This window comes from Brevundimonas sp. NIBR11 (assembly GCF_027912535.1).
GTDB lineage: Bacteria > Pseudomonadota > Alphaproteobacteria > Caulobacterales > Caulobacteraceae > Brevundimonas.
In genome coordinates this window covers 2,060,504-2,086,117 of the sequence record NZ_CP115465.1, presented here as the reverse complement: position 1 = coordinate 2,086,117, position 25,614 = coordinate 2,060,504, and the positions used below count along the sequence as shown (strand labels likewise).

Annotated in this window: 20 protein-coding genes; 8 read left to right on the top strand and 12 right to left on the bottom strand. The window is 67.8% G+C overall.

Annotated features, from left to right (window positions below):
- Window positions 1-52 precede the first annotated feature (52 nt).
- Window positions 53-1,615, bottom strand: a complete 1,563-nt coding sequence (locus O5O43_RS10600) for an AMP-binding protein (protein WP_271083851.1) — start codon at window positions 1,613-1,615, stop codon at window positions 53-55.
- A gap of 39 nt (window positions 1,616-1,654) precedes the next feature.
- A complete protein-coding gene (locus tag O5O43_RS10595; RefSeq protein ID WP_271083850.1) occupies window positions 1,655-3,829 on the bottom strand; it encodes a TonB-dependent receptor in 2,175 nt (724 codons plus the stop codon).
- A gap of 208 nt (window positions 3,830-4,037) precedes the next feature.
- On the opposite strand from O5O43_RS10595, the gene O5O43_RS10590 reads away from it, so the two are divergent.
- The 3 genes from O5O43_RS10590 (at window position 4,038) to O5O43_RS10580 (ending at window position 9,307) form a co-directional block, all read left to right on the top strand.
- A complete protein-coding gene (locus O5O43_RS10590; RefSeq protein ID WP_271083849.1) occupies window positions 4,038-4,835 on the top strand; it encodes an alpha/beta hydrolase in 798 nt (265 codons plus the stop codon).
- Window positions 4,832-7,330, top strand: a complete 2,499-nt coding sequence (locus tag O5O43_RS10585) for a glycoside hydrolase family 2 protein (RefSeq protein WP_271083848.1) — start codon at window positions 4,832-4,834, stop codon at window positions 7,328-7,330. Before O5O43_RS10590 ends, O5O43_RS10585 begins: the two co-directional genes overlap by 4 nt.
- 816 nt (window positions 7,331-8,146) lie before the next feature.
- Window positions 8,147-9,307: an aminotransferase gene (locus tag O5O43_RS10580; RefSeq protein WP_271083847.1), complete on the top strand. Its 1,161-nt coding sequence runs from the start codon at window positions 8,147-8,149 to the stop codon at window positions 9,305-9,307.
- On the opposite strand, the gene O5O43_RS10575 is transcribed toward O5O43_RS10580, so the two are convergent.
- From O5O43_RS10575 to O5O43_RS10560, 4 genes are all read right to left on the bottom strand, one after another.
- The gene (locus O5O43_RS10575; protein WP_271083846.1) at window positions 9,298-9,756 is read right to left on the bottom strand and encodes a DUF4402 domain-containing protein; all 459 of its coding nucleotides are present in this window, start codon (window positions 9,754-9,756) and stop codon (window positions 9,298-9,300) included. The genes O5O43_RS10580 and O5O43_RS10575 overlap by 10 nt on opposite strands.
- Window positions 9,753-12,467 (bottom strand): hypothetical protein, encoded by a 2,715-nt coding sequence (locus O5O43_RS10570; protein WP_271083845.1) that lies wholly within the window; start codon window positions 12,465-12,467, stop codon window positions 9,753-9,755. The genes O5O43_RS10575 and O5O43_RS10570 overlap by 4 nt, the downstream gene beginning before the upstream one ends.
- Window positions 12,464-13,309, bottom strand: coding sequence for a fimbria/pilus periplasmic chaperone (locus tag O5O43_RS10565; protein ID WP_271083844.1), 846 nt, complete (start codon window positions 13,307-13,309; stop codon window positions 12,464-12,466). Before O5O43_RS10565 ends, O5O43_RS10570 begins: the two co-directional genes overlap by 4 nt.
- A gap of 87 nt (window positions 13,310-13,396) precedes the next feature.
- Window positions 13,397-13,924 (bottom strand): DUF4402 domain-containing protein, encoded by a 528-nt coding sequence (locus O5O43_RS10560; RefSeq protein ID WP_271083843.1) that lies wholly within the window; start codon window positions 13,922-13,924, stop codon window positions 13,397-13,399.
- Between the two features lie 295 nt (window positions 13,925-14,219).
- On the opposite strand from O5O43_RS10560, the gene O5O43_RS10555 reads away from it, so the two are divergent.
- On the top strand, window positions 14,220-14,849 hold the full coding sequence (locus O5O43_RS10555) for a response regulator transcription factor (RefSeq protein ID WP_271083842.1): 630 nt from the start codon (window positions 14,220-14,222) through the stop codon (window positions 14,847-14,849).
- Between the two features lie 2 nt (window positions 14,850-14,851).
- On the opposite strand, the gene O5O43_RS10550 is transcribed toward O5O43_RS10555, so the two are convergent.
- The 3 genes from O5O43_RS10550 to O5O43_RS10540 are packed head-to-tail and all read right to left on the bottom strand — an operon-like array spanning window position 14,852 to window position 17,884.
- Window positions 14,852-15,130 (bottom strand): Hpt domain-containing protein, encoded by a 279-nt coding sequence (locus tag O5O43_RS10550; protein WP_271083841.1) that lies wholly within the window; start codon window positions 15,128-15,130, stop codon window positions 14,852-14,854.
- On the bottom strand, window positions 15,127-15,504 hold the full coding sequence (locus tag O5O43_RS10545) for a response regulator (RefSeq protein WP_271083840.1): 378 nt from the start codon (window positions 15,502-15,504) through the stop codon (window positions 15,127-15,129). The genes O5O43_RS10550 and O5O43_RS10545 overlap by 4 nt, the downstream gene beginning before the upstream one ends.
- A 19-nt stretch (window positions 15,505-15,523) precedes the next feature.
- Window positions 15,524-17,884, bottom strand: a complete 2,361-nt coding sequence (locus tag O5O43_RS10540; protein WP_271083839.1) for a CHASE3 domain-containing protein — start codon at window positions 17,882-17,884, stop codon at window positions 15,524-15,526.
- A gap of 177 nt (window positions 17,885-18,061) precedes the next feature.
- Between O5O43_RS10540 and O5O43_RS10535 the strand changes: the two genes are divergently transcribed.
- A complete protein-coding gene (locus O5O43_RS10535; protein ID WP_271083838.1) occupies window positions 18,062-18,445 on the top strand; it encodes a response regulator in 384 nt (127 codons plus the stop codon).
- Window positions 18,446-18,485: 40 nt separating this feature from the next.
- Here O5O43_RS10535 and O5O43_RS10530 read toward each other — a convergent pair whose 3' ends face one another.
- The 3 genes from O5O43_RS10530 to O5O43_RS10520 all read right to left on the bottom strand — a co-directional run bounded on the left by O5O43_RS10530 (window position 18,486) and on the right by O5O43_RS10520 (window position 22,537).
- Window positions 18,486-20,864 carry a TonB-dependent receptor gene (locus O5O43_RS10530; RefSeq protein ID WP_271083837.1) on the bottom strand — a complete coding sequence of 793 codons (2,379 nt, stop codon included), beginning with the start codon at window positions 20,862-20,864 and terminating at the stop codon, window positions 18,486-18,488.
- Window positions 20,865-20,940: 76 nt separating this feature from the next.
- Window positions 20,941-21,903 carry a FecR domain-containing protein gene (locus O5O43_RS10525; protein WP_271083836.1) on the bottom strand — a complete coding sequence of 321 codons (963 nt, stop codon included), beginning with the start codon at window positions 21,901-21,903 and terminating at the stop codon, window positions 20,941-20,943.
- A gap of 109 nt (window positions 21,904-22,012) precedes the next feature.
- Window positions 22,013-22,537 carry an RNA polymerase sigma factor gene (locus O5O43_RS10520; protein WP_271083835.1) on the bottom strand — a complete coding sequence of 175 codons (525 nt, stop codon included), beginning with the start codon at window positions 22,535-22,537 and terminating at the stop codon, window positions 22,013-22,015.
- A 195-nt stretch (window positions 22,538-22,732) separates the two neighbouring features.
- Here O5O43_RS10520 and O5O43_RS10515 point away from each other — a divergent pair, with 195 nt between their 5' ends.
- The 3 genes from O5O43_RS10515 (at window position 22,733) to O5O43_RS10505 (ending at window position 25,613) form a co-directional block, all read left to right on the top strand.
- Window positions 22,733-23,683, top strand: a complete 951-nt coding sequence (locus tag O5O43_RS10515; RefSeq protein WP_271083834.1) for a hypothetical protein — start codon at window positions 22,733-22,735, stop codon at window positions 23,681-23,683.
- A 2-nt stretch (window positions 23,684-23,685) separates the two neighbouring features.
- Window positions 23,686-24,876 (top strand): glycosyltransferase family 4 protein, encoded by a 1,191-nt coding sequence (locus tag O5O43_RS10510; RefSeq protein ID WP_271083833.1) that lies wholly within the window; start codon window positions 23,686-23,688, stop codon window positions 24,874-24,876.
- Between the two features lie 137 nt (window positions 24,877-25,013).
- On the top strand, window positions 25,014-25,613 hold the full coding sequence (locus O5O43_RS10505) for a class I SAM-dependent methyltransferase (RefSeq protein WP_271083832.1): 600 nt from the start codon (window positions 25,014-25,016) through the stop codon (window positions 25,611-25,613).
- Window position 25,614 lies beyond the last annotated feature (1 nt).

The following is a 25,614-nucleotide window of genomic DNA, read 5'->3' as shown; positions in this document are numbered from 1 at the left end:
CCGCGTGCGATCCGGAGCCGGTCGCGCCGATGCGGCGAGGGGATTCGTCACCCTAGGCCGCCCCATAGGTGGCGCGAAGCTGCATCTTGTTGATCTTGCCCGTCGCGGCCAGAGGCATGGAGGGCACCGAGACGATCCGGTCGGGCAGCCACCAGTCGGCGACCCGGCCCTTGAGCGCCGCGATCACGTCGTTGTCGTTCACCGCATGGCCCTGGCGCGGCTCGATCACCATCACCGGCCGCTCGCCCCATTTGGCGTCCACGCGTCCGATCACGGCCACCAGTCCGACGGAGGGCAGGGCGCCGACGATGTCTTCCATCTCGGCCGGATTGATCCACTCGCCGCCCGACTTGATCAGGTCCTTGGAGCGGCCCGACAGGGTCAGGTTGCCCTCGTCGTCGATGATGGCCAGATCGCCGGTGTCGAACCAGCCGTCGGCGTCCACCGAGGTCTCGGCATGGCCGTAGTAGCGTTCGACCACGCTGTGGCCCTTGACCTTCAGATGGCCGACCACGTTGCGCTGCTGGGGCAGGGCGACCCCCGCCGCGTCGAACAATTGCATGTCCAGCCCGACCGGCGCCCGGCCCGAGGCCCTTGCCGCGCCCGGCTCCCGCGCCGGGGGCGACAGGGTGCCCATGGGCGACAGTTCGGTCATCCCCCAACTGGTCTGCACCGTGGCGCCGAGCCGGTCTTCGATCCGTTTCAGAAGGGCGTCGGCGATGCCGGAGCCGCCCACGACGACCCGCTCCAGCGTCGGGGTCTCCTCGCCGCTGGCGTCCAGATGGTCGATGAGGCCGAGCCACACGGTCGGCACCCCCATGGCCACGGTGACATCGTGGGTGTTGATCAGTCGGGCCAGCGACTTTCCGTCGGTGACCCGGCCCGGCAGGACCATGGTCGCCCCGACGGCCGCCGCCGCAAACGGCAGGCCCCAGGCGTTGGCGTGGAACATCGGCACTGCGACCAGGACCGCGTCCGTCCCCCTCAGGGCGAGAGCGTCGGCCTGCAGGCAGCGCAGGGTGCTCAGGTAGTTGGCGCGGTGGGAGTAGAGAACGCCCTTGGGCGCGCCGGTCGTGCCGGAGGTGAAGCACAGCCCCGCCGGGGCCTCTTCGGAAAAACCGCCCCAGGCCGCCGGGCGGCCGGACTGCGCCAGCAGCGCCTCGATCCCGATCTCGCGGGCCGGATCGCCGACCGCGTCGCCGTCCATCAGGATCAGCCGTTCAAGGCACGGACAGGCCGCCATCAGGTCTCGCCCCATGGCGCCCAGACCCTGTCCGACGATCAGGACGCGGTCGTCCGCCTCCGTAATCATCGCCGCCAGATGGGCGATGGTCAGCCGTGGGTTCAGGGTGTGGCAGACCATGCCGACCCCCATGGCCCCGTACCAGACCTCGACATGGTGCTGGGTGTTCCAGGCCAGGGTCGCCAGCCGGTCACCCGGCGCCAAGCCTACCTCTAGGAAAGCGCCCGAGAGACGGTTGGCCCGCTCTCGCAGGGCGGCATAGCCGATAACGGCGTCCTCGCCGTCGATGCCTGCGGTGACGACCGAGGCCTGACCAAGCCATTTCGCGGCATGCTCCAGGAACCGGTCGACGGTCAGGCCATAGGCCTGCATCGATCCTGACGAGGACGCTGTCACTGTTACGCTCGACGCTTAGAAACTGCGCGTCAGGCGGATGCCGTACTGGCGCGGCGGTCCGGCGTAGCGCAGCCCGGCCTTGACCGAACCCACGTATTCTTCGTCGGTCAGATTGGTCGAATAGGCCTGCACGCGCCAGTCGGCCTGCTCGTAGGTCAGTTGGGCGTTGACGATGTTCCGCTCTTCCAGGCGGTCGCCCAGGGCGGCGTTGTTGAAGATGGTCACCCAGCTCTCGCCGATGTGGCTGAAGTCGATGCGCGGCGTCAGGACGCCGGCGCCCAGGGCGATGTCGTACTGGACCCCCGCGCTCAGCGTGATTTCCGGCGCATAGGTCTGCTTGTTGCCGCCGATGTTGACGCAGTTGCCCGAAGCCGGGCCGGTCCCGCCGACGCAGTTGCCGGTGCGCGCCCGGCGCGGATCGGCGGCGAAGAAGTCGCCCAGTTCCGAGTGCGAGATCGAGGCGCCGAAGTCGAAGCCCAGATCGCCGAACCGGCCCTGCGCCGAGGCTTCCAGACCGTAGATCTTGGTGTCGCCCGTGACGTTCAGGATCGAGGTGATCGCCGGCGTCGTCGGGTCGCCCAGGATGATCTGGAAATTCTCGTAATTATTGTAGTAGGCGCCGATCTGGGTGCGCAGTCGGCCGTCGAACAGCGTCGATTTCCAGCCGGCCTCGTAGTCCATGACGATCTCGCCCTCGAACTCGCGGGGCGGGACGAAGGCCAGGTTCGGACCGTTGAGGCCGCCCGCCTTGAAGCCGCGCGCTACGAAGGCATAGAGGAAGTTGTTGTCGTCCATCGTCCAGTTCAGGGCGACCTTGCCCGTCGTGGCGTTCTCTTCGAACTTGTCCTTCTGCGTCAGGCTGAGGCCCAGCAGCGGCGCCGAGGCGACCGCGTCGTTCTCCACCGTCGAACGGGTGTAGCGGGCTCCGACCTGCAGCTCGAGCGCGTCGGTCAGGTCGTAGGTGATCTGGCCGAAGGCGGCGGTCGTCGTCTTCGGATTCCGCCCTTGCAGGAAGGTGTCGTACAGGATCGGCAAGGCCGGCGAGACCTGTTGACGGGTCACGAACTGGCCGGGCGGGAAGGTGATCAGATCGTTCTGGTAATAGGCGCCCAGGATCCAGGTCATGCGGCCTTCGTCCGGCGACACCAGGTTGATCTCCTGCGAGAACAGCTCCTGATCGACCTCGTCATAGAAGGTGGCGTTGCCGGCCGGGGTGGCCAGGGCGGTTCCGTCCAGATCCGACCGGACCATCGTCGTGCCTGTCTGATAGCCGGTGATGGACCGGGCCGTGATACCGTTGCCGAACGTATAGCTGGCGTTCAGCACGTGGCGTTGCGTCTCGTCGACGGCCTCGAAGGGACCGTTGGTGCGGATGTTGAACAGGCCGTCCGTCGCCGTCAGCGGCGTGTTCGGATAGCCGCCCAGGTCGATCAGGTTGTAGTCGGTCTTGAACAGGACGCGGGCCTGGTCGTTCGGCTGCCACAGCACGCTCAAACGGGCGCTGCTGGTGTCCTTCACGCCCGGTTCGCCGCGCGACGGCGTGCCCTGGATGACGGTGTAGAAGCTGTCGCGGTTTTCCTTGTCGAAGGCCAGGCGCACGGCCAGCGTATCGGAAACCGGCAGGTTGACGGCGCCCGTCAGGCGCAGGTCGTTGTAGTTGCCGTACTGGCCGGTGATGAAGCCGCCGATGCCGTTGAAGTCCGGGTTTCGCTCGGTGATGAACAGGGCGCCGCCGGTGGCGTTCTGACCGGCGAAGGTGCCCTGCGGTCCGCGCAGGATTTCCGCCGACTGGATGTCGTAGAAGGGCTCGTTCTGGAAATAGGCGGGGAAGACCGCGACGCCGTCGCGATAGGTGATCACGCCCACGCCGACCGAGGAGGAGTTCTCGGTCTTGCCGATGCCGCGGATGTTGAAGCTGTTGCCCTGACCCGAGTTCTGAACCGTCAGCGACGGCGCCGAGAACTGCAGGCTCTCGATGTTCGTCACGCCCTTGTTCTGCAGCTCCTCGCCGCTCAGCACGGTCGCGGCGACAGCGGTCGTCTGCAGGTTGGACGTGCGGCGCTCGGCTGTGACGACGACTTCATCCAGCGTGCTGGCTTGATCGTTCGTGGACGGAGCGGTCTGTGCGTGCGCGGCCCCGGCCCACAGCAGGACGGCGGCGGATGTCGTGAGCCAGAGCTTTCCAGCCATGGGTAGCCTCCCTCGGTGATTGCGTTTCCCTGACGATCTCGCGTCGCCATGAGCGGGAGAATGATCACCGATTTCGAAGCTCGTCAACACTCATTCACTTGCGAGTGAATGTTGACATCGAAGGTCCTTCGATGGGATGCAGAGGCATCACGGCGTCGCAGAGCGCCGGAGGAAACACGCGCTCCGGCGCCTCGGGAAGGACAACCGAATGCCCTCCATCATCAGCAACGGCACGCGCATCCATTGGGACCAGAGCGGCTCCGGCGTCCCCATCCTGCTCATCATGGGCCACCGGTTCTCCGCCGAGATGTGGTATCCGCTGAAGGAGGCGATGGCCGATCGCTACCGCCTGATCTGGTTCGACAATCAGGGCACGGGACAGAGCGAGTCGCGTGCGAGGACGTCCGTCGAGGAGATGACGGCGGACGCCCTGGCCGTGCTCGACGCGGCCGAGGTCGACAGCGCCCACGTGTACGGCGTCTCGATGGGCGGCGGCATCTGCCTGGAGTTCGGCATCCGCTATCCGGAACGCGCCCGCTCGCTCATCCTCGGCTGCACCATGGCCAAAACGCCCGACATTCCGCCGCGTCGAAAATGGCTGATCAGCGTCCTTTATCGCCTCATGCCGCTTCTCAAGGGTCTGGCGTCCAAGAAGTTCAAGAGCGGCTACGGCGACGCCGCCCCCGATGACCGGATCGCGCGCGACCAGGCCGTGCTCGCCAAGGACCCCTTCTCCATGCGCGGCGTCATCGCCCAGAGCCACGCCATCATCGACTATTCGGTCACGCCGGAAGAGGTGGCGGCGGTGACCCTGCCGGCCCTCGTCCTGCACGGCACACAGGACCTCGCCGTCCCTTACGAGGCCGGGGTGAAGCTGTCGCAGATGCTGCCGAACGCCCGCCTCGTCACCTTCCAGGACATCGGCCACAACTATTTCATCGGCGCGGGCGACGAGGCGCAGGCCGCGGTCGAGACATTCATTCAGGAGGTGGAGGCGGCCCGGTGAGCGTCGTGCGCCTCGACCGCTGGCAGACCCTCGACTTCGATCCCGGCGCCGGCTCGGCCGACGCCGGCGAGGGCTGGATGCCCATTTCCGCGCCCGGCGACGTCTATCAGGCCCTGATCGCCGCCGGCCGCCTCGATCACCCGTTCGTCGATCGCAACGAAGCCACAGCCGCCTGGGTCCGCGACCGTGAATGGTGGTGGCGCACCACCTTCGTCGCCCCGGAAATCGCCGCCGACGAGACGCTCGAACTCACCTTCGACGGGCTCGACACCTTCGCCGCCGTCCATCTCGACGGCGCCGAGATCGGCCGCGCCGACAACATGTTTCACGCCTGGACCTTCCCGATCGGCGACCGCGTCCTCCCCGGGCGGACACACACCCTGTCCGTCCGTTTCGACCCGACCGCGCTCGCGCTGGAAGGCCGCACGCCGCCTCCGGCCTGGCCTGCCTTCACCGACCGCATCAGCCGCTCCAAGCGCAACCTGATGCGCAAGGCCCAGTTCGGCTGGGGCTGGGACTGGGGCCCCGACCTGCCCACCGTCGGCGTCTGGCGGGAGGCCCGCATCGAGGTCCGCCCCCGCGCCCGCATCGCCGACCTCGCCTTCACCACCCTGACCGCAACGTCCGACCGGGCCCAGGCCCGGATCGAGCTCGACATCGCCGGCGCCGCCACAGGCCTTCGCGCCGAGATCATCCTGACGGACCCGGACGGGCACATCGTCTTCCACCTCCACCGCGATGCCACCAATGCCGCTCCGGTCCAGTTCGACCTCGACGCTCCCCGCCTGTGGTGGACCCACGACCTCGGCGACCAGCCCCTCTACGCCCTGACCGTCCGCCTCCTCGACGGCGACCGCGTGCTCGACGAGACGATCCGCGCCGTGGGCGTCCGCACCATCGCGCTGGACCAGTCGCCCGACCCGGTCGAGCCCGACGCGACCTTCTTCACCTTCGTCCTGAACGGCCTGCCGATCTTCGCCAAGGGCGCCTGCTGGGTGCCCTCGACCTCCTTCGTCGCCGATGTCGAGTCCGATCCCTACGACCGTCTGATCGGCCAGATGGTCCGGTCCAACATGAACATGATCCGCGTCTGGGGCGGCGGCATCTACGAGCCCGACGTCTTCTACGACCTCTGCGACCGCCACGGCCTTCTGGTCTGGCAGGACTTCATGTTCGCCTGCGCCCCCTATCCCGACGACGCGGCCTTCGTCGCCTCGGTCCGCGCCGAGGTCGAGCATCAGGTCCGCCGCCTGCGCCATCACCCCTCGATGGCCCTGTGGTGCGGCAACAACGAGAACCAGGCCATCCACCGCATCAACGAGGACGTCTCCGGCGTCGCCGCGCCCCTGCCGGGCGCGATCCTCTATGACGACATCATTCCCGGCCTTCTCGCCGACCTCGATGCGACCGTCCCCTACTGGCCGGGCAGCCCCTGGGGCGGCAGGAATCCCAACGGCATGAAGGCCGGCGACGTCCACGACTGGACCGTCTGGCACGGCGTGCCGCCCATCCCCGACGACGTCATGAGCGAACCCTTCGGTTATGCGCCGGAGAAGATCGTCTACCAACGCTACGCCGAGGACACCGCCCGTTTCGTCAGTGAGTTCGGCATCCAGGCCGCCCCGGCGCTCGCCACCCTCCAGCGCTGGATGGACCCTGCCGACCTCGATCCCGAAAGCGAAGGCTTCCAGCTCCGCATCAAGGACGAGGCGAAAAAGGCCCTGGCCATGATCGAGCCGGTCACCGGTCCGGCGACGACGATCCAGGACTACATCGACTTCACCCAGTGGACGCAAAGCCAGGGCCTGAAGTTCGGCATCGAGCATTTCCGTCGCCGCACCCCCCACTGTTCGGGCGCCCTGATCTGGCAGTTCAACGATTGCTGGCCCTGCGTCAGCTGGAGCCTTGTAGACTACGACGGCGTCGAGAAGGCCGCCTTCCACACCGTCCGCCGCGCCTTCGCTCCGGTGCTGGCCTCGTTCAAGGAACTGGGTCACGGCGGCGTCGAACTCTGGATCACCAACGACGCGCGTGGCGTCATCGCCGACCGCGCCGTCATCGCCCTGACCACCCTCGCGGGCGAAACGCTCTGGTCCGAGGAGGTCCCCATCGACGCCCCCTCGAACACCAGCCGTCCGGTCTGGAGCGGCCAGGTCGCCGCCTCCGCCGACCACGTCCTGACCGTCCGCTCCACGACCGGCGCCTTCGAGGCCAACCGCCTTCTGACCGTCCCGATCAAGGTCCTTGCCCTCGACCCGTCCGCCCGCCCGACGATGACCGCCCGCCCCGCCGCCGACGGCGCCCTGGACGTCGAGATTTCGGTCCGGGCCTACCTCGCCTTCGTCCACCTGACGTCCGACCGCGCGGATCTCGTCTTCAGCGACAACCATTTCGACCTGGGGGCAGGGGAGACCCGCTCCCTCCGCATCACCGGCGCCACCCCGGTGACCGAGGCCGACGTCACCCTCCGCTGCTGGAACGGACGGCTAGGGTAGTTCCCTCTCCCGCCGGGAGAGGGTCAAGGCGTCGATACCCATCAACGGACGCCCGAATTCGCCCAACGAATTCAACGCCCGGCTCCGATTAAGCCCTTTATCGCAGGCGCCTCCCAAACCGGGCGTACACTCTTCCCCATCCCGTCGTTGGGGAAGGCGTCCTGGGCCCAGGACCCGGACGTGCGGCGGGGCCGATCGTAGCGGGTAGTCGTGGAGGGAGCCAACGATTTGGCTCCCGAAGCGAATGTTCGAGGGGCGTGAAACCTCGGAGCCCGGCGGGCCTGAGCCCGCCGCCCGTCGCGGGCCTATCGCCTGAGGGTCCAAAGGACCCGGGACCTGTGGTCAATCATCGTTGCGACGATGATGCAGACCCCTCCCGGGGTGTCCGTACACCCGCTGGGCGACGCTCGCGGACCCGGTCGGGGACGGAGCCTCGGCGCGAGCCGAAAAACATTCATCGGTCCCCGTAACGCGAAAGCAGGGGGCCACCTCGGTTCCGGGCGACCGCCCAGGCTCCGTCGACTTCCCCAACCCGTTCGCAGCGGAGGAGCGATGAGCCACGTCTGGCTCAGAGCTTCTCCCTCCCCCTCGGGGGAGGGTCGTCGCGCAGCGACGGGGTGGGGGCGGCAAGGCGACCAAGCGACAACGCGTCTGTGGGGCCTCGCCTGGCCGCCCCCGCCCGGTCTCCGCCTTCGGCTTCGACCACCCTCCCCCCCCCCCCCCCCCCCCCCCCCCCCCCCCCCCCCCCGGGGGGGAGAAGATCTCATCCCAGCTTTCCACCTTGCCACCACGCCCTCCATCCGCTCCCTTCATCCCATGCGCGCCCATCCCGTCTTCGACGACATGCCGGTCACCATCTTCGAGACCATGTCCGGCCTCGCCCGCCGGCACGACGCCATCAATCTCGGCCAGGGCTTCCCCGACGACCAGGGCCCCGAGGCGCTCCGCCGTCTCGCCGCCGAGGCCCTGATGACCGGTTCCAACCAGTACGCGCCCTCGCGCGGCGTGCCGGAGCTGCGCCACGCCGTCGTCGAACACTACGGCCGTCTCCAGAACGTCGATCTCACCTTCGACGGCGTCCTGATCACCTCCGGCGCCACCGAGGCCATCGCCGCCTCTATCTCCGCCTTCGTCCATCCCGGCGACGAGGTCCTGATCTTCGAGCCCGCCTACGACGCCTACCGCCCCCTGATAGAGCGCGCCGGCGGTGTGGTCGTCGCCATCCCTCTGACCGCGCCCGACTGGCGCCTGACCGAGGCCGCGATCGAACCCGCCGTCACGCCGCGAACCCGGATGGTCGTCTTCAACAACCCCCACAACCCGACCGCCCGCGCCTTCGATGCGGAGGAGGTCGCGGCCCTCGCCCAGGTCTGCGTCCGCCACGATCTGATCGCCGTCAGCGACGAGGTCTGGGAGCACGTCATCTTCGACGGCCGACGCCACCTCTCCCTGATCGCCGAGCCCGGCATGGCGGCCCGCACCCTCAAGATCGGCTCGGCGGGCAAGATGTTCGGCATGACGGGCTGGAAGATCGGCTTCGTCTGCGGCGACCCGGCCCTGGTCGATCCGGTCGCCAAGGCGCATCAGTTCCTCACCTTCGCCACCCCGCCGAACCTCCAGGTCGCGGTCGCCGCCGGCCTCGCCTGGCCCGAGACCGCCTTCGTCGAGATGCGCGCCGGCCTCCAGCGCTCCCGCGACCGCCTCGCCGCCGGTCTGACCGACCAGGGCTTCTCTCTGACGCCGGGGGAGGGGACCTATTTCCTCAATCTCGACCTCGCCGCCTCCGGCGTCCGCCTGTCGGATCGCGACTTCAGCCTGAAGGCCGTCGCCGAGTTCGGCGTCGCCTCGATCCCCTTGTCCGCCTTCGTCGCGGGCTCGACCGGCGGCTCGGTCGCCCGCCTCTGCTTCGCCAAGGCCGACGCCGTCCTCGACCAGGCGATCGAACGTCTCGGCCGCGCCCGACAGGCCTATTCGTAGTCGATGCTCAGGGGGATGGCGGCGCTGACTTCGGTGATCACCAGCCCGGGGGTGCGCCGCAGCTGACCCCCGACATGCAGCCGGTCGAACCCATGGGCGTCCATCCGCGCGGTCAGCGTCTCGGAGATGTCGCCCGAGTTGTCGCTGCGCAGGGTGAAGCTGTCGATGGTCGAGCCCAGGCCGTCGGCCTCGATCGCGGCGGGCAATCGGACGCGGTACACCCGGCCCGGATCGCCCGTGACCTCGATGATCGCCTCACTGATCTCGCTGCCGGAGACCGCGTCGATCTCCCGCCCCGACTCCTTGAAGGTCATCGGCCGGACGCCGCTGACGGTCAGGGCCCGCTCGATGACGATGCTCCCGGTCGCCGGCCGCGTCTGGGTCTGGGCCAGGCTTGGTCCGGCCAGGGCGCAGAGGCCGAGGACGATGAGGGGCGGAAGGCGGATCATGCCTGGGGCTCCGTGCCGGCGATGCGAATGAAGACGTCTCCGGCGCGGATGAACCCGCCGTCTGCGGGAGCGACCACCTCGGGCGCTCCTTCCAGCGACAGGCCCAGGGTCTGCGCCTGTTCGGGGTCCAGTTCCACCCGATACCGAGCCGGCCGCAAACCCTCGATAAAGGCCGTGCCGCTATGATCGGTCCGCGCCGCGATCGGTTCGCCCCCCGCGACCGGAACCAGTCTCAGGTCGACGGCCGCCAGGGTGCGAGCCTCGTCGCCGCGACGCAGCCGTACCGTGACCTCGGCCTCGCTCGTGATCTGCATCGGATAGGCGATGACCGCCGTCCTTCCCGGCCGCGGCACCACCTCGACGGCGGCCATGGGACCGACCAGGAAGGGATCGTCCAGCCCCTCCAGATTGACCCGCATCCGCACCCCGGCCCCGTCGCCCAGCCCGGCGGCGATCACCTGCCCGTCGATCCCGGTGACCACGGCGCCCGATGGCGCTTCCAGCATCACCTTGGACACCGCCGCCTCGTCGTCACCCTTCAGCCCGTCTCCATCCGCATCGACGAAGGCCTCCAGCGCCGCCGAACCGCCGGACGAGACGCCGGGCCGGGTGACGCGATAGCGGCGGCTGAACGGATCGAAGCCGAAGCCGAAACCGAACTGAAGCCCCACGGTCCACTCGCCGTTGGCGGTCTCGTAGGCGGTGGTCAGGGACACGTCGAAACGCGGCGCCCGGTAAAGCGCCGAGGCCTGAAGCGTCGTCGCATCGGTCTCTCCGAGCGCACGGATCACCCCCAACCGGACCGCACCGGTCTCGAAAACAGGGAAGTCGAGGTTCGCATAGGCGGCTTCAAGCTGTGCCTCCGGTCCCAACTCGTACGACACTCCGCCTCTCAACTGGGCCCGCGCCGCGATCAGGGTCGCGATGTCCAGCGCCCCGACCAGACGGTCGCGACGCCATCCGACCATGCCCTCGCTCTCGTAGCTCAGGCTGGTCGAGACATAGTAACGGTCGATCGGCGCCGAGGTCCGGGCTTCCGCCGTGAACCGATCGGTCTGGTCGGTGCGCTCGACCCGTCTCACGTCCAGCGACAGGGGCAGGTCGGCGAGCCCGAACCGCATCTGGGCGTCCAGCCTCAGGTCTGTCGCACGGCGCAGAGAGACGCCCTCGGTCAGGCCGAATTGGCGGGTCTCGTCGACGAAGTCGCCACGATACTCCGAATGCCGGCCGACGAAGGACAGGCCGAAAGGCCGTCCGGCCAGACCGAGGTTCGCGGCCTGCCCGCCCTGATCGTCGAGGGCGACATCGATCTGGGCCGCCACCGACCCGATCGACGACCTGAGCCCTGCCAGACCGACGCTGCGGGCTTCTCGGCCGCGCGGCGTATAACGGGCTGCGCCGCCGCTCAGGGTCAGGGTCGGCGACAGGCCGTATTCGAACAGGGCCGACAGTCGGACTGGCCCCGCCTCGGTGTCGGGCAGGGGGCCGCCGATGTCGAACACCGGCCGGTACTGCTCGACCGCTCCCAGACGCATCACGAAGGTTCCGGCCGCCACCTGCCCCGTGCCGAAATTGACCCGCCGCACCTGCTCCCGCGTCTGGCCCTGCGGCCCGTAGAAGACCAGTCGGATCGTATTCAGTCCGAAGGTCAGAGGCACGTCGAGGAACTCATACCACCCTTGGGTCGCGGAGGCCTGCGTCGCCTGCAGCACCTCGTTGACGTACAGCTCGACGTCTTCGCCCAGAGGCAGTTCGCCGCGCAGATCGAGCGGCGTCGACAGGTCCAGCGCCTCCAGCGGGGCCGAGGTGTAATAGGCGCCGCGGCCGCTCACGCTGCCCGCGCCGATCGCCATGGAGGGCGTGAAGACATCGCCGATCCCGGCCCGGGTGGCGCCCAGCGGCCCCAGGGCGCGACCGCCCGGATCCTTGCGCTCGAACAGGACCCGGGCCGTGTTCAACTCGCCGTCCTGATCCGAGCCCAGAAAGCCCTGAAACCCGGCGTAAGCCAGATCGCCGGCCGCACGGATATCGAAGCTGCGGCTTTGGTTGATGCCGTCCCGAGCGATTTGGCCGCCCAGATTGACGTCGAAGGCCGGCGGGCTGAACATCTGGTACGGTATCTCGATCCGGGTGGCCTGGACCTCGGCCGGCTCCAGCCCGAGGCCCGCCGCCCGCTGCTCACGCGCCAGCCGCTCCTGAAAAGGCAGGGGCTGGGTCGGCATGACGGTCAGCGTCTGGGCGTTGACGTCGGCCCGCAGCCGCAGGGGCAGGATTTCTTCCAGCAGATCGGTGCGCAGATAGATGTCGCCGTCGTAGATCGCCGCCTGGCCGGGCTCGAACTCGGTGACGACCGACCCCACGACCGCCTGATGGCGGCGAAGGTCGATGCTCACCTCCGTCTCCCGCGATCCGAACCAGCCTTCCGCGCGGCCCTCGGCCGGGAAGACGCCGACGGCGAAGTCGAGGACGCGCGAGAACTCGCCCAAGGGCACATAGACACCGCCGCGCGAGCCGTAGACGTTCATCGTTTCCGCCAGTTGATAGCCGTCGGCCGTCACCTCCATGAACAGGAGGTCGTCGGCGCTGAAGGGCTGCGGGCTGGCGGCCTGGCTCAGTTCGTCGATCAGGTCCTGGGACAGGGCGGGGGAGGCGGCGCCGAACAGGGCCAGTCCGGCGACCGCGACGGCCGCGAACGGGCGGCCCGGGCTCATGACCCCGGAACCGCCATCGTCGCGAGCGCAGCTCCGGGGGTCGCATCATCATCCTTGTAGACGATACGCAGGGCGGTCCCTTCCGGCAGGGCCTCGGCCAAAGGCGCGATCACGGTCCGTCGCTCGATCTCCGGATAGACGGCGACGCCCCGGACCACGGCCACCAGACGTTCGGCCGGGCCTTCGCCGGCATAGACCTCGACGTTGCCGTAGACGGAGTTGGCGCCGAGACGGACCAGATCCAGCTGGACGGCGCCGTTGGGTGCGCCCTCCATCGCCGGCAGGCGGCTGACGGCGTCGATACCCGCCCGGGCGTCGATCAAACCTTCTCTCAGGATCAAGGGGATGCTGACGCTGAACAGGGCCACGACCTGCAACGACACCTCGTCGGCGCCTGGCGTCGCGGCCTGGTCGACGGTGAAGCCGGTGCTCTCGGGCGGCAGGGCGGTGACGGTCAGATGGGTGCGATACTCGTGCGCCTCGCCGCTCGCCGGCGGCCGGACACGGATGCGGATGACCTGGCTCTCGCGCGGCTGCAGGGTGACGCGCCGGGGCGTGTACTGGATGAACTCCGACGCCGAGAGACTTCGCATGGCCGCGGGAACGTCCGAAGCCAGGACGATCTGGCCATCCGGCTGCATGGCCCGGTCGACCAGCTCCACGGTGTAGGTAGCTGCGGCGTCGCCTTGGTTGAACACATAGACCGAGGCCGAACGATCGGCCTCGTCGAAGGTCACGCGGCGCGGCGAGATGTTCAGGTCCGCGCCGACCTGAGCCGAAGCGGCGCCGGCCCCGGCCGTCAGGGCCAGGGCGAGCGATGCGGCGAGAATGGATTTGAACATGAGCGAGGCCTGTCTTTGCGCCGGACGACGATATCGGCCTCGGCTTCCCTACTCGTTAACCGCGTAGGACCTGCCGGGAGCGCCGGCTCAGTTGTAGGCGGCCGAGACGGTGAAGGCGCCCGTGTAGGCGCCGGTCGGGGTCGTCGAGGCGACCGGCACGCTGCCGCCGACCGTGAAGACCAGGGTGCCCGCGCCGCCGAGGGCATTGCTCAGCGTCTGGGCGCCGGCCGAACCGGTCAGGTTGTTGCTGGTCGTGACCGTCAGGCTGTCCGATCCATTGGCCATGGTGAAGGTGGCCGGGATGGTGACCGAGATCGACTGACCGCCTTCACCGGCGACGGTAAACTGCGAAGCCTGGGGCGTGTCGCCCGATGCCAGGCCGACTACGCCGCCCGTGACGCTGCGAACGCCGGCCGCGCTGACGACGGCCGTGCCCGACCCTGTCGAAGGGCGCACGACCGAGCCGAACTTCAGATCCGCGTTCTTCGTGATGGTCAGCGGGCGAATGATTGTGATCGAACCCGTGCCGGTGGTCGATGCGGTCGACTGGGCCATGGCGGGAGCGGCGAAGGCGACGGCGGCCAGAGCGGCGGCGACGCAGATGATCTTCTTCATGAGCGGGTCTCCAAGGGGCGTTGCGATGAATGTGATCGCTTGGTGACCTCAGTCGGCGGGTTGGTCCATCTCGACGCCCATCTACAAGCGCCAAATCGGACCAAAGTTATAGATTGCACGGAATAAGTATTCGAGTTGATTGTTCAGTGTATTATTTTGAGACAGACAACAGTGTTAAAAATGGTTAAATATCATATACCTTTTATTAACCGACCTCGCGGAAGAATGCCACCAAGGGTTGGTGCGTTGGGGGCAGCTCGCCCGGCTGAAGTGAGTAACCGCCATGCGGTGGATAGTGTTGATCGTCGATGACCATCCGTTGGTCGGCGAAGCCTTCGAACTGTCGATCCGTGCCGCCTATCCGCACATCGACGTCGGGCGCGTGACGACGGCCGCTGAGGCCGAGGCCTATGTGCGCGCTTATGCCGCGCGCATCCAGCTTGTGCTGCTGGACCTCATGCTTCCCGACGCGACCGGCTTCAGCGCACTGATCCGTCTGCAGCAGCTCCTTCCCGATCGTCCGATCGCCATCGTGTCGGCGCGGGCGGACTCTCATGCCGTGGCGATGGCCCGGACCTTCGGCGTCGCCTCCTATCTGAGCAAGTCCGCACCGGTTTCCGAACTGGTCAACGCCGTCGGCGCCATCCTGAGGGGCGAGACCCTGTTCCCGGTGGATGCCAAGCCGCCCACGCCTGCGGCTGAAAACTTCCGCAAGCAGGTGACCAGCCTGTCGGCGACCCAGCTGAAGGTCCTGACCGCCCTGGCGGACGGACGGCTGAACAAGCAGATCGCCGGCGACATGAACATCACCGAAGGGACGGTGAAGCAGCACCTCTCCACCATCTTCAAGAAGCTGTGCGTGAACAACCGAAGTCAGGCGATCCTGGCCATTCGGCCGTTCCTGAACGACATGGACGAGGCCTGAGGTCAGTCCGCCTCCGCGGCCGCCTGGGCCAGCAGGTGTTCCAGCAAGATCAACTGATCCGCATCCGGCAGATCGCCGACGACATAGCGGTCGTCCACGGCCATCGCCGCCGCCCCCAGCGCCGCATAGCCGAACGTGCCGGCCGCTCCGGCCATGTTGTGGGCCAGCATCCTGAGGTCGCTCGACGCGAGGTCGCCGGTCTTCAGCGCCCTCAGCCGTGCAAGATCGTCGCGGGCCCTGGCGCGAAATCGTGCGCGAAGCGGCGCGAGCGGATCGCTCACCGGGCGCCGGACAGGTGATCGCGCACCTGGCTTGCCAGCGTCATGGGATCGAATGGCTTGACGATCACCGCGATGGCTCCCAGGCCCAGAAAGCGGCTCTGTTCCTGGGCCTGGGCCCGAGCCGTCATGAAGATGACCGGCGTGTCGGAGTGCGATGGCAGCCGACGCATCCGCTCCAGCGTGCCGGGTCCGTCGAGCTCTGGCATCATGACGTCCAGCAACACCACGTCGGGCTGCCATCCGCCTTCCAGCAGGCCGAGGGCCTCCGCGCCGGAGGCTGCGGATCGCACTTCGCAGTTTGGATCGATGCCAAGCGACATGGCGGCCACTTCGCGGATGTCGGGCTCGTCGTCGACATGGAGAATTTTCAGCATCGGCGTCTCCCCTACTCCTTTACTTGTTGTCTTTTCTGGCCGTCAGGCGACGGACTGTGCGGGTCAGACCCGCCAGCGACGTGCGTGACTTGGTCAGGACCGCCTCGACCCGGTTGGCGAGGGCGCTGTCCATTTCCTGGGCCGAATAGACGATCACCGGCACGGTTCGCCCATGCTCGTCACCCAGGTCCGCCAACAGCTCCAGCCCCGACCCGTCCGGCAGGCCGAGGTCCAGGATCACCAGATCGGGTCGGCTGCGCGCTATGGCGGTTCGAGCTGCAGCCAGGCTCTCCGCCACCGTTATCTCCGCCGTCCCCGCCAGCGCCGACGCAGTGACCTCCAGGATGTCCCGGTCGTCGTCCACGTGGAGGATGGAGGGCTTCCGATCAGACATCTTCTCGTAGATGGCGGCCACAGCCTCGCGCAGTCGCACCTGATCGAACGGCTTCTCCATCCAGTCGACCACTTCGAGCGCTCGACCCCGCGCCATCCCCCGCGCCGTATCGGCCGAGACGACCACGACCGGCAGGTCGCGCGTGTCGACGCCCGCTCTCAGGGCCCGAATCAGGCCGATGCCGTCCGCGTCGGGCAGTTGAAGATCCACCAGAAGCGCCGAATAGACGCCGGTCCGCGCGGCCGACAGACCCTCGCGGCCCGTGGAGGCCACGTCGGCGGCGAAGCCGTCGCTCTCCAGCATGGTGCGCAGGATTTCGGCGGCATCGGCGTCGTCCTCCACGATCAGCAGACGTGGACCGTCGCCCGCGGCGCTGTTGTCCGTCTCGCTGGCCAGCGGCAGGTCGAGATAGAAGGTCGCGCCTTCGCCTTCGGCGGATTCGAACCACAGACGCCCGCCGTGGCGCTCCGCGATTTCGCGGGCGATGGCCAGGCCCAGGCCGGTCCCGCCCTTGGCCCGCGTATCCGATCCGTCGGCCTGGGCGAACTTGGAGAAGATTCGCGATCGGAAGCTGTCGGGAATGCCCGGACCCTGATCGACCACGCTCAGCCGGGCCAGCCGGGTCTCGGGATCGACCGTCACCCGCACCTCTCCGCCACGCGGTGAGAATTTCGAGGCGTTGGACAGGAGATTTGTCACCACCTGGATCAGGCGATCGGCATCGCCGCGCACGGGAGCGGCCTCGCCCTCGGCCAGGGTCAGGACCACGCCCAGTTCGTCGGCATAGCCTCGCACCCCCTCGACCGCCCGCCTGGCGATCTCCCGCAGGTCCAGCGGCGCCATTTCGAGTCTCAGCTTGCCGGACTCGATCTTTTCGATGTCCAGGATGTCGTTGATCAGACGAACCAGGCGCTGACTGTTGGCCTGGGCGATCTGGATCAGTCGGGCGGCCTTCTCCGGCAACGGTCCCGCGGCACCGCCCGCCAGCAGGCCCAGGGAACCGGCGATGGATGTCAGGGGCGTGCGCAGTTCGTGGCTGACGGTCGAGACGAACTCGTCCTTCAGCTGCTCGATCCGGCGACGCTCCGAGATGTCGCGCACGACGGCCACGACATGGGTGCCGGTCGGCAGATGCATGGCGCCCAGGGCCACGTCGACGGGGAAGGTCTCGCCATCCTTGCGTCTGGCCTCCATTTGCCGAAGCAGGCCGCCTTCTAGCGCCCCCTGCGATGCGCCCAGTCGCTTCAGGAACTCGCCGTCGCCGTCGGTGGCGATGTCCACCAGCAGCGAGACGTCGCGCCGGTCCAGTTCTGTCGCGGAGTATCCGAACATGCGTTCCGCCGCCGCATTGGCCGTCTCGATGCTGCCGCTGGGATTCAGGGTGATGATTGCGTCGATGGCGCCGTCGAAGATCGCCGACTGTCGCGTCGACGTCGTGACCAGGTCGTTGAGCATGGCCTGGCGCGACACGGTGTATCGCCAAGTCAACACGGCAGCCGCGCCGATCGCCCCCAGCAGCGCCACGAACAAGGCCCCGACCATGATTTCGGTCCGGGCGGTCCGGTTCTGTGCGGCGCGGGCATAATCATCCAGGGACGCGGCCTCCACCTCGGTCATGCGGGCGACGACATCGCGGACGTCGTCCATGATCGCCTTTCCCTGTCCGGCCGCGACGACGGACATCCCGGCTTCGGAGCCGCCGGTTTGTCGCGCGTCGATGGTCTGTTCCATCGAGGCCAGCTTGCGGTCGGCGAGGGTTTCGAGCTGCGCGAAGTCGGCGGCATGCGTGGTTTCGCCGGCGAATAGCTCCGCCAGGACTCGCATCTGCTCGTCCAGTTCCTTTGTCGCGTGGTCGTAGGGTTCGAGGAACCGCTCGTCGCCCGTGATGACGTAGCCGCGCTGCCCGGTCTCGGCGTCCTGCAGCAGGGAGAAGACCCGTTGTATCTGAGAGCGCGTTTCGTACGACCGGTCGACTTCCGCGCGCACGGCCCGGTTGCTTCGGAATTCGCTCACCAATTGCCAGGCGACGAACACCAGAAGGAGAGGGACGAGCACCGCGGCCACAACCGCCGGCGCCCGCGATCGCGACAGCAACGCTTGACGCTCCCCCGTCACAGGCGGCAATCCTCAATCACGTCAGGACAACCATTGGAGGCGGGGCGGATGAAGGTCTGCGTCATAGACGACGATCCGTTGATGCTGGAGCATTTGGCCGAGATGGTCACGGGGCTCGGTTGTCAGGTCGTCACCGCGTCCGATGTGGATACGGGACTAAGACTGGTCGAGTCGCAAGGTTCCGATGTCGCCGTCGTGGACATCCTGATGCCGGATCGCGACGGGCTGACCTTCATCATGGAGGTGCGGCGCTCGCGACCGGACCTGAGGATCGTCGCAATCTCCGGTGGCGGGCGTCTTGGTGCGGGCAGTCTGCTCAGCATGGCCGGAGGGCTGGGAGCGAACACGACCCTCGTGAAGCCGTTTTCGTCGAGCGACCTCGCCCAGGCGCTGGGAGCGCCCGAGCCCGGTCCAAGGGCCTCGTCAATCTAGGGCTGCATCGACTTCATGGGGGCGTCCAATGCTCTGGCGCCTAAGGACGCCAGGCCAGGGTCAGGCCGATGGTGCGGGGGCGCAGCGGCGTCATGGCCAGCCCTTCCGGCAGACGGAAGGGATCGCCGAACGCAAAGGTGTTGGCTTCGGTATCGAGCGGGTTGTCCACAAAGGCGGTCGCGGACCACCATCCGCCGTCGACCCCGACGGAAACACGTCCGGTAAGATAGTCGCCCATGCGCGATCGACGCTCCGCATCGAACGTCAGCCGCGAAGCGCCGACATAGGCCAGGTGGCCGTCCGCCTGGAACTCGAGATCGCGCCACAGGGGCCGGCTGTAGGCGGCCACGATATTGGCCGATATCGCCGGAACGCCCGGAAGCCCGGCGTCGCCGCGCGAATTGAACACTGCGCTCGGTCTCGTGATCTGCGGGTCGGCCAGCAGGGCGTTGGTGCGGATTTCCAGTCCTGACAGCGGTCGCCAGGTCGTTTCGACCTCCAGACCCGCATTGGCTCCATCGCCCACATTGACCGCATAGGCCAGCCCGCTGGGCAGGTACTGGTCGCTCTGAATATTGTTCCAGCGGGCCATGAAAACCGCGATGCGGGCCCGCAGCCTTCCGTCCCAAAGGAAACCCTTCGCCCCCCCTTCGAAATTCCACAGGGTGTCGGCGCCGTATTCACGGCCCGGCACGCCGATGGCGTTGGAGAAGGCCTGACCTGCCGGCCCCGCCGTGTTGAACCCGCCGGCGCGCTGGCCCTGCGCGGCCTGGGCGTAAAGGTTCCAGTCGTCGTTGAGACGATAGGCCACGGCGATCTTGGGTGAGAAGCCGTTCGTCCGGCCTTCGCCGCTGAAGCGTCGCTGGAATGCGGCCTGGTCCACCTGCGATCCGACGCTGTAACGGGTGTCGTAGTAGCGCGCCCCCACGGTCAGGCTGAGCCGGGACGTCAGGTCTTGGCTGATCTCGCCGAAGACGGCCACTTCATGCAGGCGGTCCGATCGCATCTCGGCGTAGGCGACCCCGGGAATCGGGCGCAGGGCGGATACCGTGGTATTGGTCCGCGTGTCGCTGGTCGAGATGAAGCCGCCCGCCAGCCAGCGGAACCGTCCATCGCGGGGCGAGGCCAGCGTCACCTCGCCAGTCAGAAGTTCGATCGACTTGTCTTCGTCCATGGCCCCGATCAGGGCCAGGGCGCCGAAGCGGTAGAGGGCGGACGAGGCGTCGAAACGGCTCTGGAAGTCGTGCTGGACCAGACCGATCGAAGCGTCCAGCCGCCCCCAGTCTTCCTGGCCGTCGACCGTTACATAGGCGGCGTCGAATTGGTTTCGATGAGGCTCGCGAACCAGATTGGCGCGTCGGAACCGGCCGAGCCCCCGGATCACATAGTGGGTGTCTTCGGTATTGATCGTCTGGTGTACAGCCCCTGCGCCGAAGTTCCAGTTGGGACCCAGGCGGGCGGCGAAGGCCACCCGGCCACCGCTCCGGCCGCCCTCGTTCACCTGCGGAAGGTTCAGCGCGACGTCGTTGATGTAACCCGAAAATTCTTCCTCGTAGGCCACGGCGCGAATCGCAGCCTGGCCGTCGAGCAAGGGCGCGTTCAGCATGGCGGAGTAATCGCTGTTCCGCCCGCCGGAATGGGTGTCCGACTGCGTCAGGGACAGTTCGCCGTAAAAGGCGTCCGGGTCAGGCCGACGCGTCATGGTCCGGATCACGCCGCCAATCGGGCCCGTGCCGTATAGCGTCCCCTGGGGGCCACGCAGCACTTCGACGCGATCGATGTCGACCAGCTTCAGGTCCGGGTCGGGCGCGCTGTAGGTGATGGGGATCTGATTCAGATACAAGGCCACCGTCGACTGGGTCAGGCCCGTGAAGGCGCCGTCCGACATGCCGCGCAGCAGGATCTTGTTCCGACCGGATCCCAGGTTGGTGACCGTCATGCCGGCCGTCAGCGAGGCCACGCCGATCATGTCGGAGACGCCGCCCCGTTCGATCTGCAGTCCCGCGATGGCCGTCAGGGCGGCGGCGACCTCTTCGGGCGTTTCGGGGCGCCGCTCGGCCGTGACGACGATGTCGCTGAGTTCGGTGGAGACCAGCACGTCCACCGCCGTCTCCGCCGGCAAGGGCGCGGATCTCGGCCGCAGGGGAGGGGGCGCTGACGATGCTGGCCGCGCGGTTCGGATCAGGATCGCTCCGTCGCCCCGGACGACGCCGGCGCAGCCGCTCCCGGCCAACAGTCGGTTCAGCGCGACACCGAGCGACATAGATCCTCTCAGGGCGGGCGTGGTTCCCCGGCAGGCGCGAACATCTCCACCGAGCGATCGGCGGGTCTGCAGCGCCAGCGTCAGCAGGGCCTCGTCGGCCCGCTGGGGCGGCAGGTTCAGGCTATAGGTTTCGGACGCGCGGGTTTGCGCCCACACGGGCGTATGCGCGAGCCCGACCGCGAGCAGCAGCGTCAGTATCAGCCATGGGGTCGCCGGTCGGCGACGGAAAAGCCTAGCCGGCGCCACGCGCCGTCAGGCGAATCCCGTCGTTCTCTCGGGTTGCCCTGATCGGAACGAAATCCTGCAACTGTCTCAACATCGTGGCCTCGTCGCCGATACGAAGCGCGCCGGTGAACCGGAGCGCCCGGGCTGACTCCGACACACTAACCGGCTTGTTGAGATAACGCGACAGGTCGTCTGCGATCGTTCCGATGTCGGTGTCCCGATAGACAAGGACACCGTCCCGCCAGGCAGAGGCCTGTTCCGGATCGACATGCGAGACGACGGGCGCGGCAGCGCCGTCATGAACGATCTGATCACCGACGCTCAAGCGCACTGTCTGGGGCATGGCCCGGCCGGACACCGCGACCAGTCCCCGCGTGACGCCAACGGAAAAGCGATCGCCGTGATCCAGCAGATTGAAGGCCGTTCCGAGGACCCGGACTTCGTGGTCGTCGGCCTTGACCACGAAGGGTCGGCTCGCGTCATGGGTCACATCGAAGGCGACCTCGCCACCGGCCATCGTGACCTCGCGGTCGCGCGCCCCGATGCGGACGCGCAGGTCGGAATGGCGGTTGATCGACAGTCGCGACCCGTCCGAGAGCACGATCTCGCGCGGCGCGTCGTCGGTGCTGTAGGTCGTGAAACGTCCTTCGCCGCTGATTTCCGGCCACAGACCGACCACCATGACTGCGGCGGCCGCCGTCGCCATCATCGGCGCGAGCCACGCACGGTTGATCCACTGGCCGCGCGGCGCGGGCCCGGCGTCGTTCGCGGCGATCGGCGCCACCACATTAGCCGGTGCGTCGTCGTCCAGGGCGACCCACACCTGTTCGATCAGGTCATAGGCCTTGCTGTGGTCCGGATCGGCCTCCAGCCAGGCCTGGAAATCCAGCCAGGCGGCCTCGGGGGCGTCGGCGTCGCTGAGCCGGACGAACCAGTTCAGCGCCTGATCGTGGTGGATGGTGGTCGTCATGCGTAGGTCAGCCGAGTTCTAGTCGCCGACACGGGCGTCTGATCCTTAGACGGCGCCGCCGTGCCCGCGCCTCCACCAAAGGTCGCAGGAATTTCGTAAAGCCACGCTTTCATACGCCCACCTTGGCCGCGAGGACCTTCAACGCGCTCATCATGTGCTTCTCGACGGTGCTCTTGGAGACGCTGAGGCTTTCCGCGATCTCGGCGTAGCTGCGTTCGTAGAATTTGTGCAACCGGAAGATGGAGCGGGTCCGGTCCGGCAAATTGTCCAGAGCCGTCAGCAGCCGTCCCAGCCTCTGCTTGCTTGCCATGACGGCCTCGGCCGACGGGGCGTCATCGATGTCTTCGGCTGAGCCGAGCACATGGGCGACATCTCGCCAGGCCGCGTCCCGCGCCGCCGAGCGGCGTACCGAACGCCAGCGATCCATCATCAGGTTCGACGCGAGACGGTACAGATAGGCTCGCGGCTCGCGCACCTCGGCGGTGGCTTCAAGGCTCGCGACCTTGAGATACAGATCCTGCAACAGGTCCTCGACATCGGCGGAGCCCCCCAGACGCGCCTGGAAGAAGCGGCGCAAGGCGTCTCTCTGCTCGAAATAGGTCGTCAGCAGTGCGGGCGACGGCGGTGCGGTCAAAGGTCCGAAACCCTCCGTATCCGGCCTCCCGAGGGCCGCTGGAATGTAATGCAGTGCTGAATTTGATGAGGCAAGCGGCGCGTCGCTTCGCAAACGCGTCGCAACTCGAAGATTGAGCGCATTTTTTCTTGAGGCGCCCCGCCCCCGGCGCCGTCTTCCTTGTGAGGCCGCGACGGCGGCCGGTGGGGGACCTCGATGTACGATCTGTGGCGTTCCGGGTTTGTCAGGCGTTCGCTGACCCGCGTCCACGCGTCGGCCATCGCTCCCGACGACGTGACCTGGCTGCCGGATCAAGGCGCTTTCGCCTATGTCGCCGACCCTTTCGGCATCGAGCGCAACGGCCTGCTCACCATCTTCGCGGAGCATTTCGACTACCGCAGCCGGCGAGGCGAAATCCGCTATTTTCAGTATGATCCGGCCAATGTCCTGGTGGGCCAAGGCGTCGCCCTGGCCGAGCCGTACCACCTGTCCTACCCGGCGCTGGTCGAGGACGGCGGCGAGCTCTACATGCTGCCGGAAGGCTACAAGTCCGGCGGCCTGACCCTGTATCGGTGCGTCCGCTTCCCCGATCATTGGGAGCCCGCGCACCGCATCCTCGACGTTCCGGCCATTGATGCGACGGTCGCCCGTCACGGCGGTAAGTGGTGGATGTTCTACGCCCTGCCGGGCCCGTCCGACCGCGCCATGCGCGAACTGCATGTGGCCTCGGCCGACGTCCTCACCGGTCCGTGGACACCGCATGGCGACAATCCGGTGCGTTCGGGTTTCCACGCCTCGCGCCCGGGCGGGACGGCGTTCGAGGTCGACGGCGTCCTGCATCTGCCGCTTCAGGACTGCGCCGAGACCTACGGGGCGGCCATCAACCTCCTTCGCATCGAGACCCTGACCCCCGATGCCTTCCAGGCGTCCGTGGTCCGCCGGTTCGACGCCTCTGGCCTTCTCGAGGGCTATGGGGACGGCCTTCACACCCTGTCGGGCTACGGGGACGCGACCTTCATCGACGTGAAGAGCATCCGCCGCTCAGCCGCCGAAGGCTGGGTCCGCACCCAGTACAAGGTCCGCCGCCTTCTGGGCCTGAACGGACCCCGCGCCCGCCGCCGGTCGATGTCCGCCACCCCAGCACAACTCGCCGGACGGAGAGCCTGAGAATGCGCGTCGCCGTCGTCATGCCCAGAGGCTCCCAGATGAGCCGCGCCAAGCCCAACTCGATGGAAACCGTCGCCGGCGCCCTCCTGGCCCCCAGCCGCCTGAAGCCGCATACCCACGTCATCTGCGACGCCGGAGCGTCCGACCCCGCCCTGCCGGACCTCGTCGCCGTGCCCGAAGGCCTGGGAAAGTCGCGCCGCGCCGACGCCGTCGCCCGCACGATCGAATCGCTCAATCCCGACTACGTCGAATATCACCAGCAACTGGAATCCTCGGCCGCCCTGGCGCGTCGTCTGCCGGGCCGGGTCCACGTCCTCTATCGCCATACCCGCATCAAGCCCGCCCGCGGCCTCGTCGACCGCATGCGATACGGCGCCCGTCTGGCCGCGTTCGACCGCCTGGTCTTCGTCAGCGAGGCGGCCCGTGCGGAATTCGCCGCCGATTACCCCCGCTTCGCCGATCGCGCCTCGGCCATCTGCAACCCGATCGACGTCGAGGGCTGGACCGCCGACCCGACCGACCGCGACAACCTGATCGTCTTCTCAGGCCGCGCCATGGCCGAGAAGGGGCTGGAGCCCCTGTGCCAGGCGCTGGAAGTCGTTCTGGATCGGTTCCCGGACTGGCAGGCCGCCCTGATGCTGGGCGACTTCGACCGTCATGCCGACTGGGCCGAACCCCGTCTGAAGCCGCTCGAGCGGTTCGGCGACCGGGTCGCGATCCACAAGTCCGCGTCATTGGCCCAGGTCAAGGCCAAGACCCGTCGCGCCGCCATCGCGGTCACGCCGTCGTTCGTCGCCGAGGCCCTCGGCCTGTCGGCTCTGGAAGCTCACGCAGCGGGCGCGGCCCTGATTTCGTCAGGCCGGGGCGGCTTGCGCGAAGCCAGCGGCCCCCACGCCGTCTACGTCGAGAACCCACAGGCTCCGGCGCTGATCGAGGCGATCACCGGACTGATCCTGGATCCCGTCCGTCGCGTCGACATGGCCCGCGCGGGCCAGGCATTCGTCATGGCCAACCACAGCCCGGCCGTACGCGCTGCCCAACTGGACGCTCTGCGCGAAAGGCTGGTGGCGCAGCGGGTCGCGCCGACTGCGCGCTCCAGCTCGCTCATCCAGAGGATCGCGGCACTGCCTGCGCCGCGATTGCGTTGGGCATGGCCGGCTTCACGGTCTCAGGAGACCCTCACGGGGGCCTGAGGCGTTCACATTTCGGCGGGGCCTCCTGAACCCTTGCCGAATGGATCGGCGCCGTCTCACGGCGATGATCCTCGACGGGCCGGTTGGGCATTACGCCCAACCGGCCCGAATTTGTATTCGAGGCGAGAGGTAGTCGAGTGGGCGCACGCACGTTTCTGACCAGACTGTTCGCGGGCGACGCGGGCGTGCAGGCGCTCAAGAGCCGCCGGTCGCAAAAAATCCGTGACCTGCCGGACCGCAAGCTGCTCGCCGAAGCCTACATCCCCGCCTTCGCGACCGAAGGCGGCAAAATCCTGTGGGTCGGGTGCCGGGCCTACACCGCCGACGACTATCCGGTCCTGGAAGCGCAAGGCGGCGAGGTCTGGACCACCGACATCGATCCCGCCGCCGCGCGCTGGGGGGTGGAGGGACGCCACCGCACCGGCGACATCTGCGAGGCCGACACCCTGTTCGCAGACCAGATATTCGACGCCATCGTCTGCAACGGCGTGCTGGGTTTCGGCGTCGATGCGCCGGATCAGCAACGCAAGGCCCTGCAGGCCCTGTCGCGCATCCTCAGGCCCGGCGGAAAGCTGTTGCTCGGCTGGAACGTCGACAAAATCGGCGATCCCATCGCGGCGTCTCTGACCGAACCCTGGTTCTCGCATCAACCGTTCGCGGGCCAGCCTGCCCGCGTCACCTTCGCCGAGACGACACACGTCTACGACGCCTTCGTGCGCCGCCCGCCCGCTGCCTGAG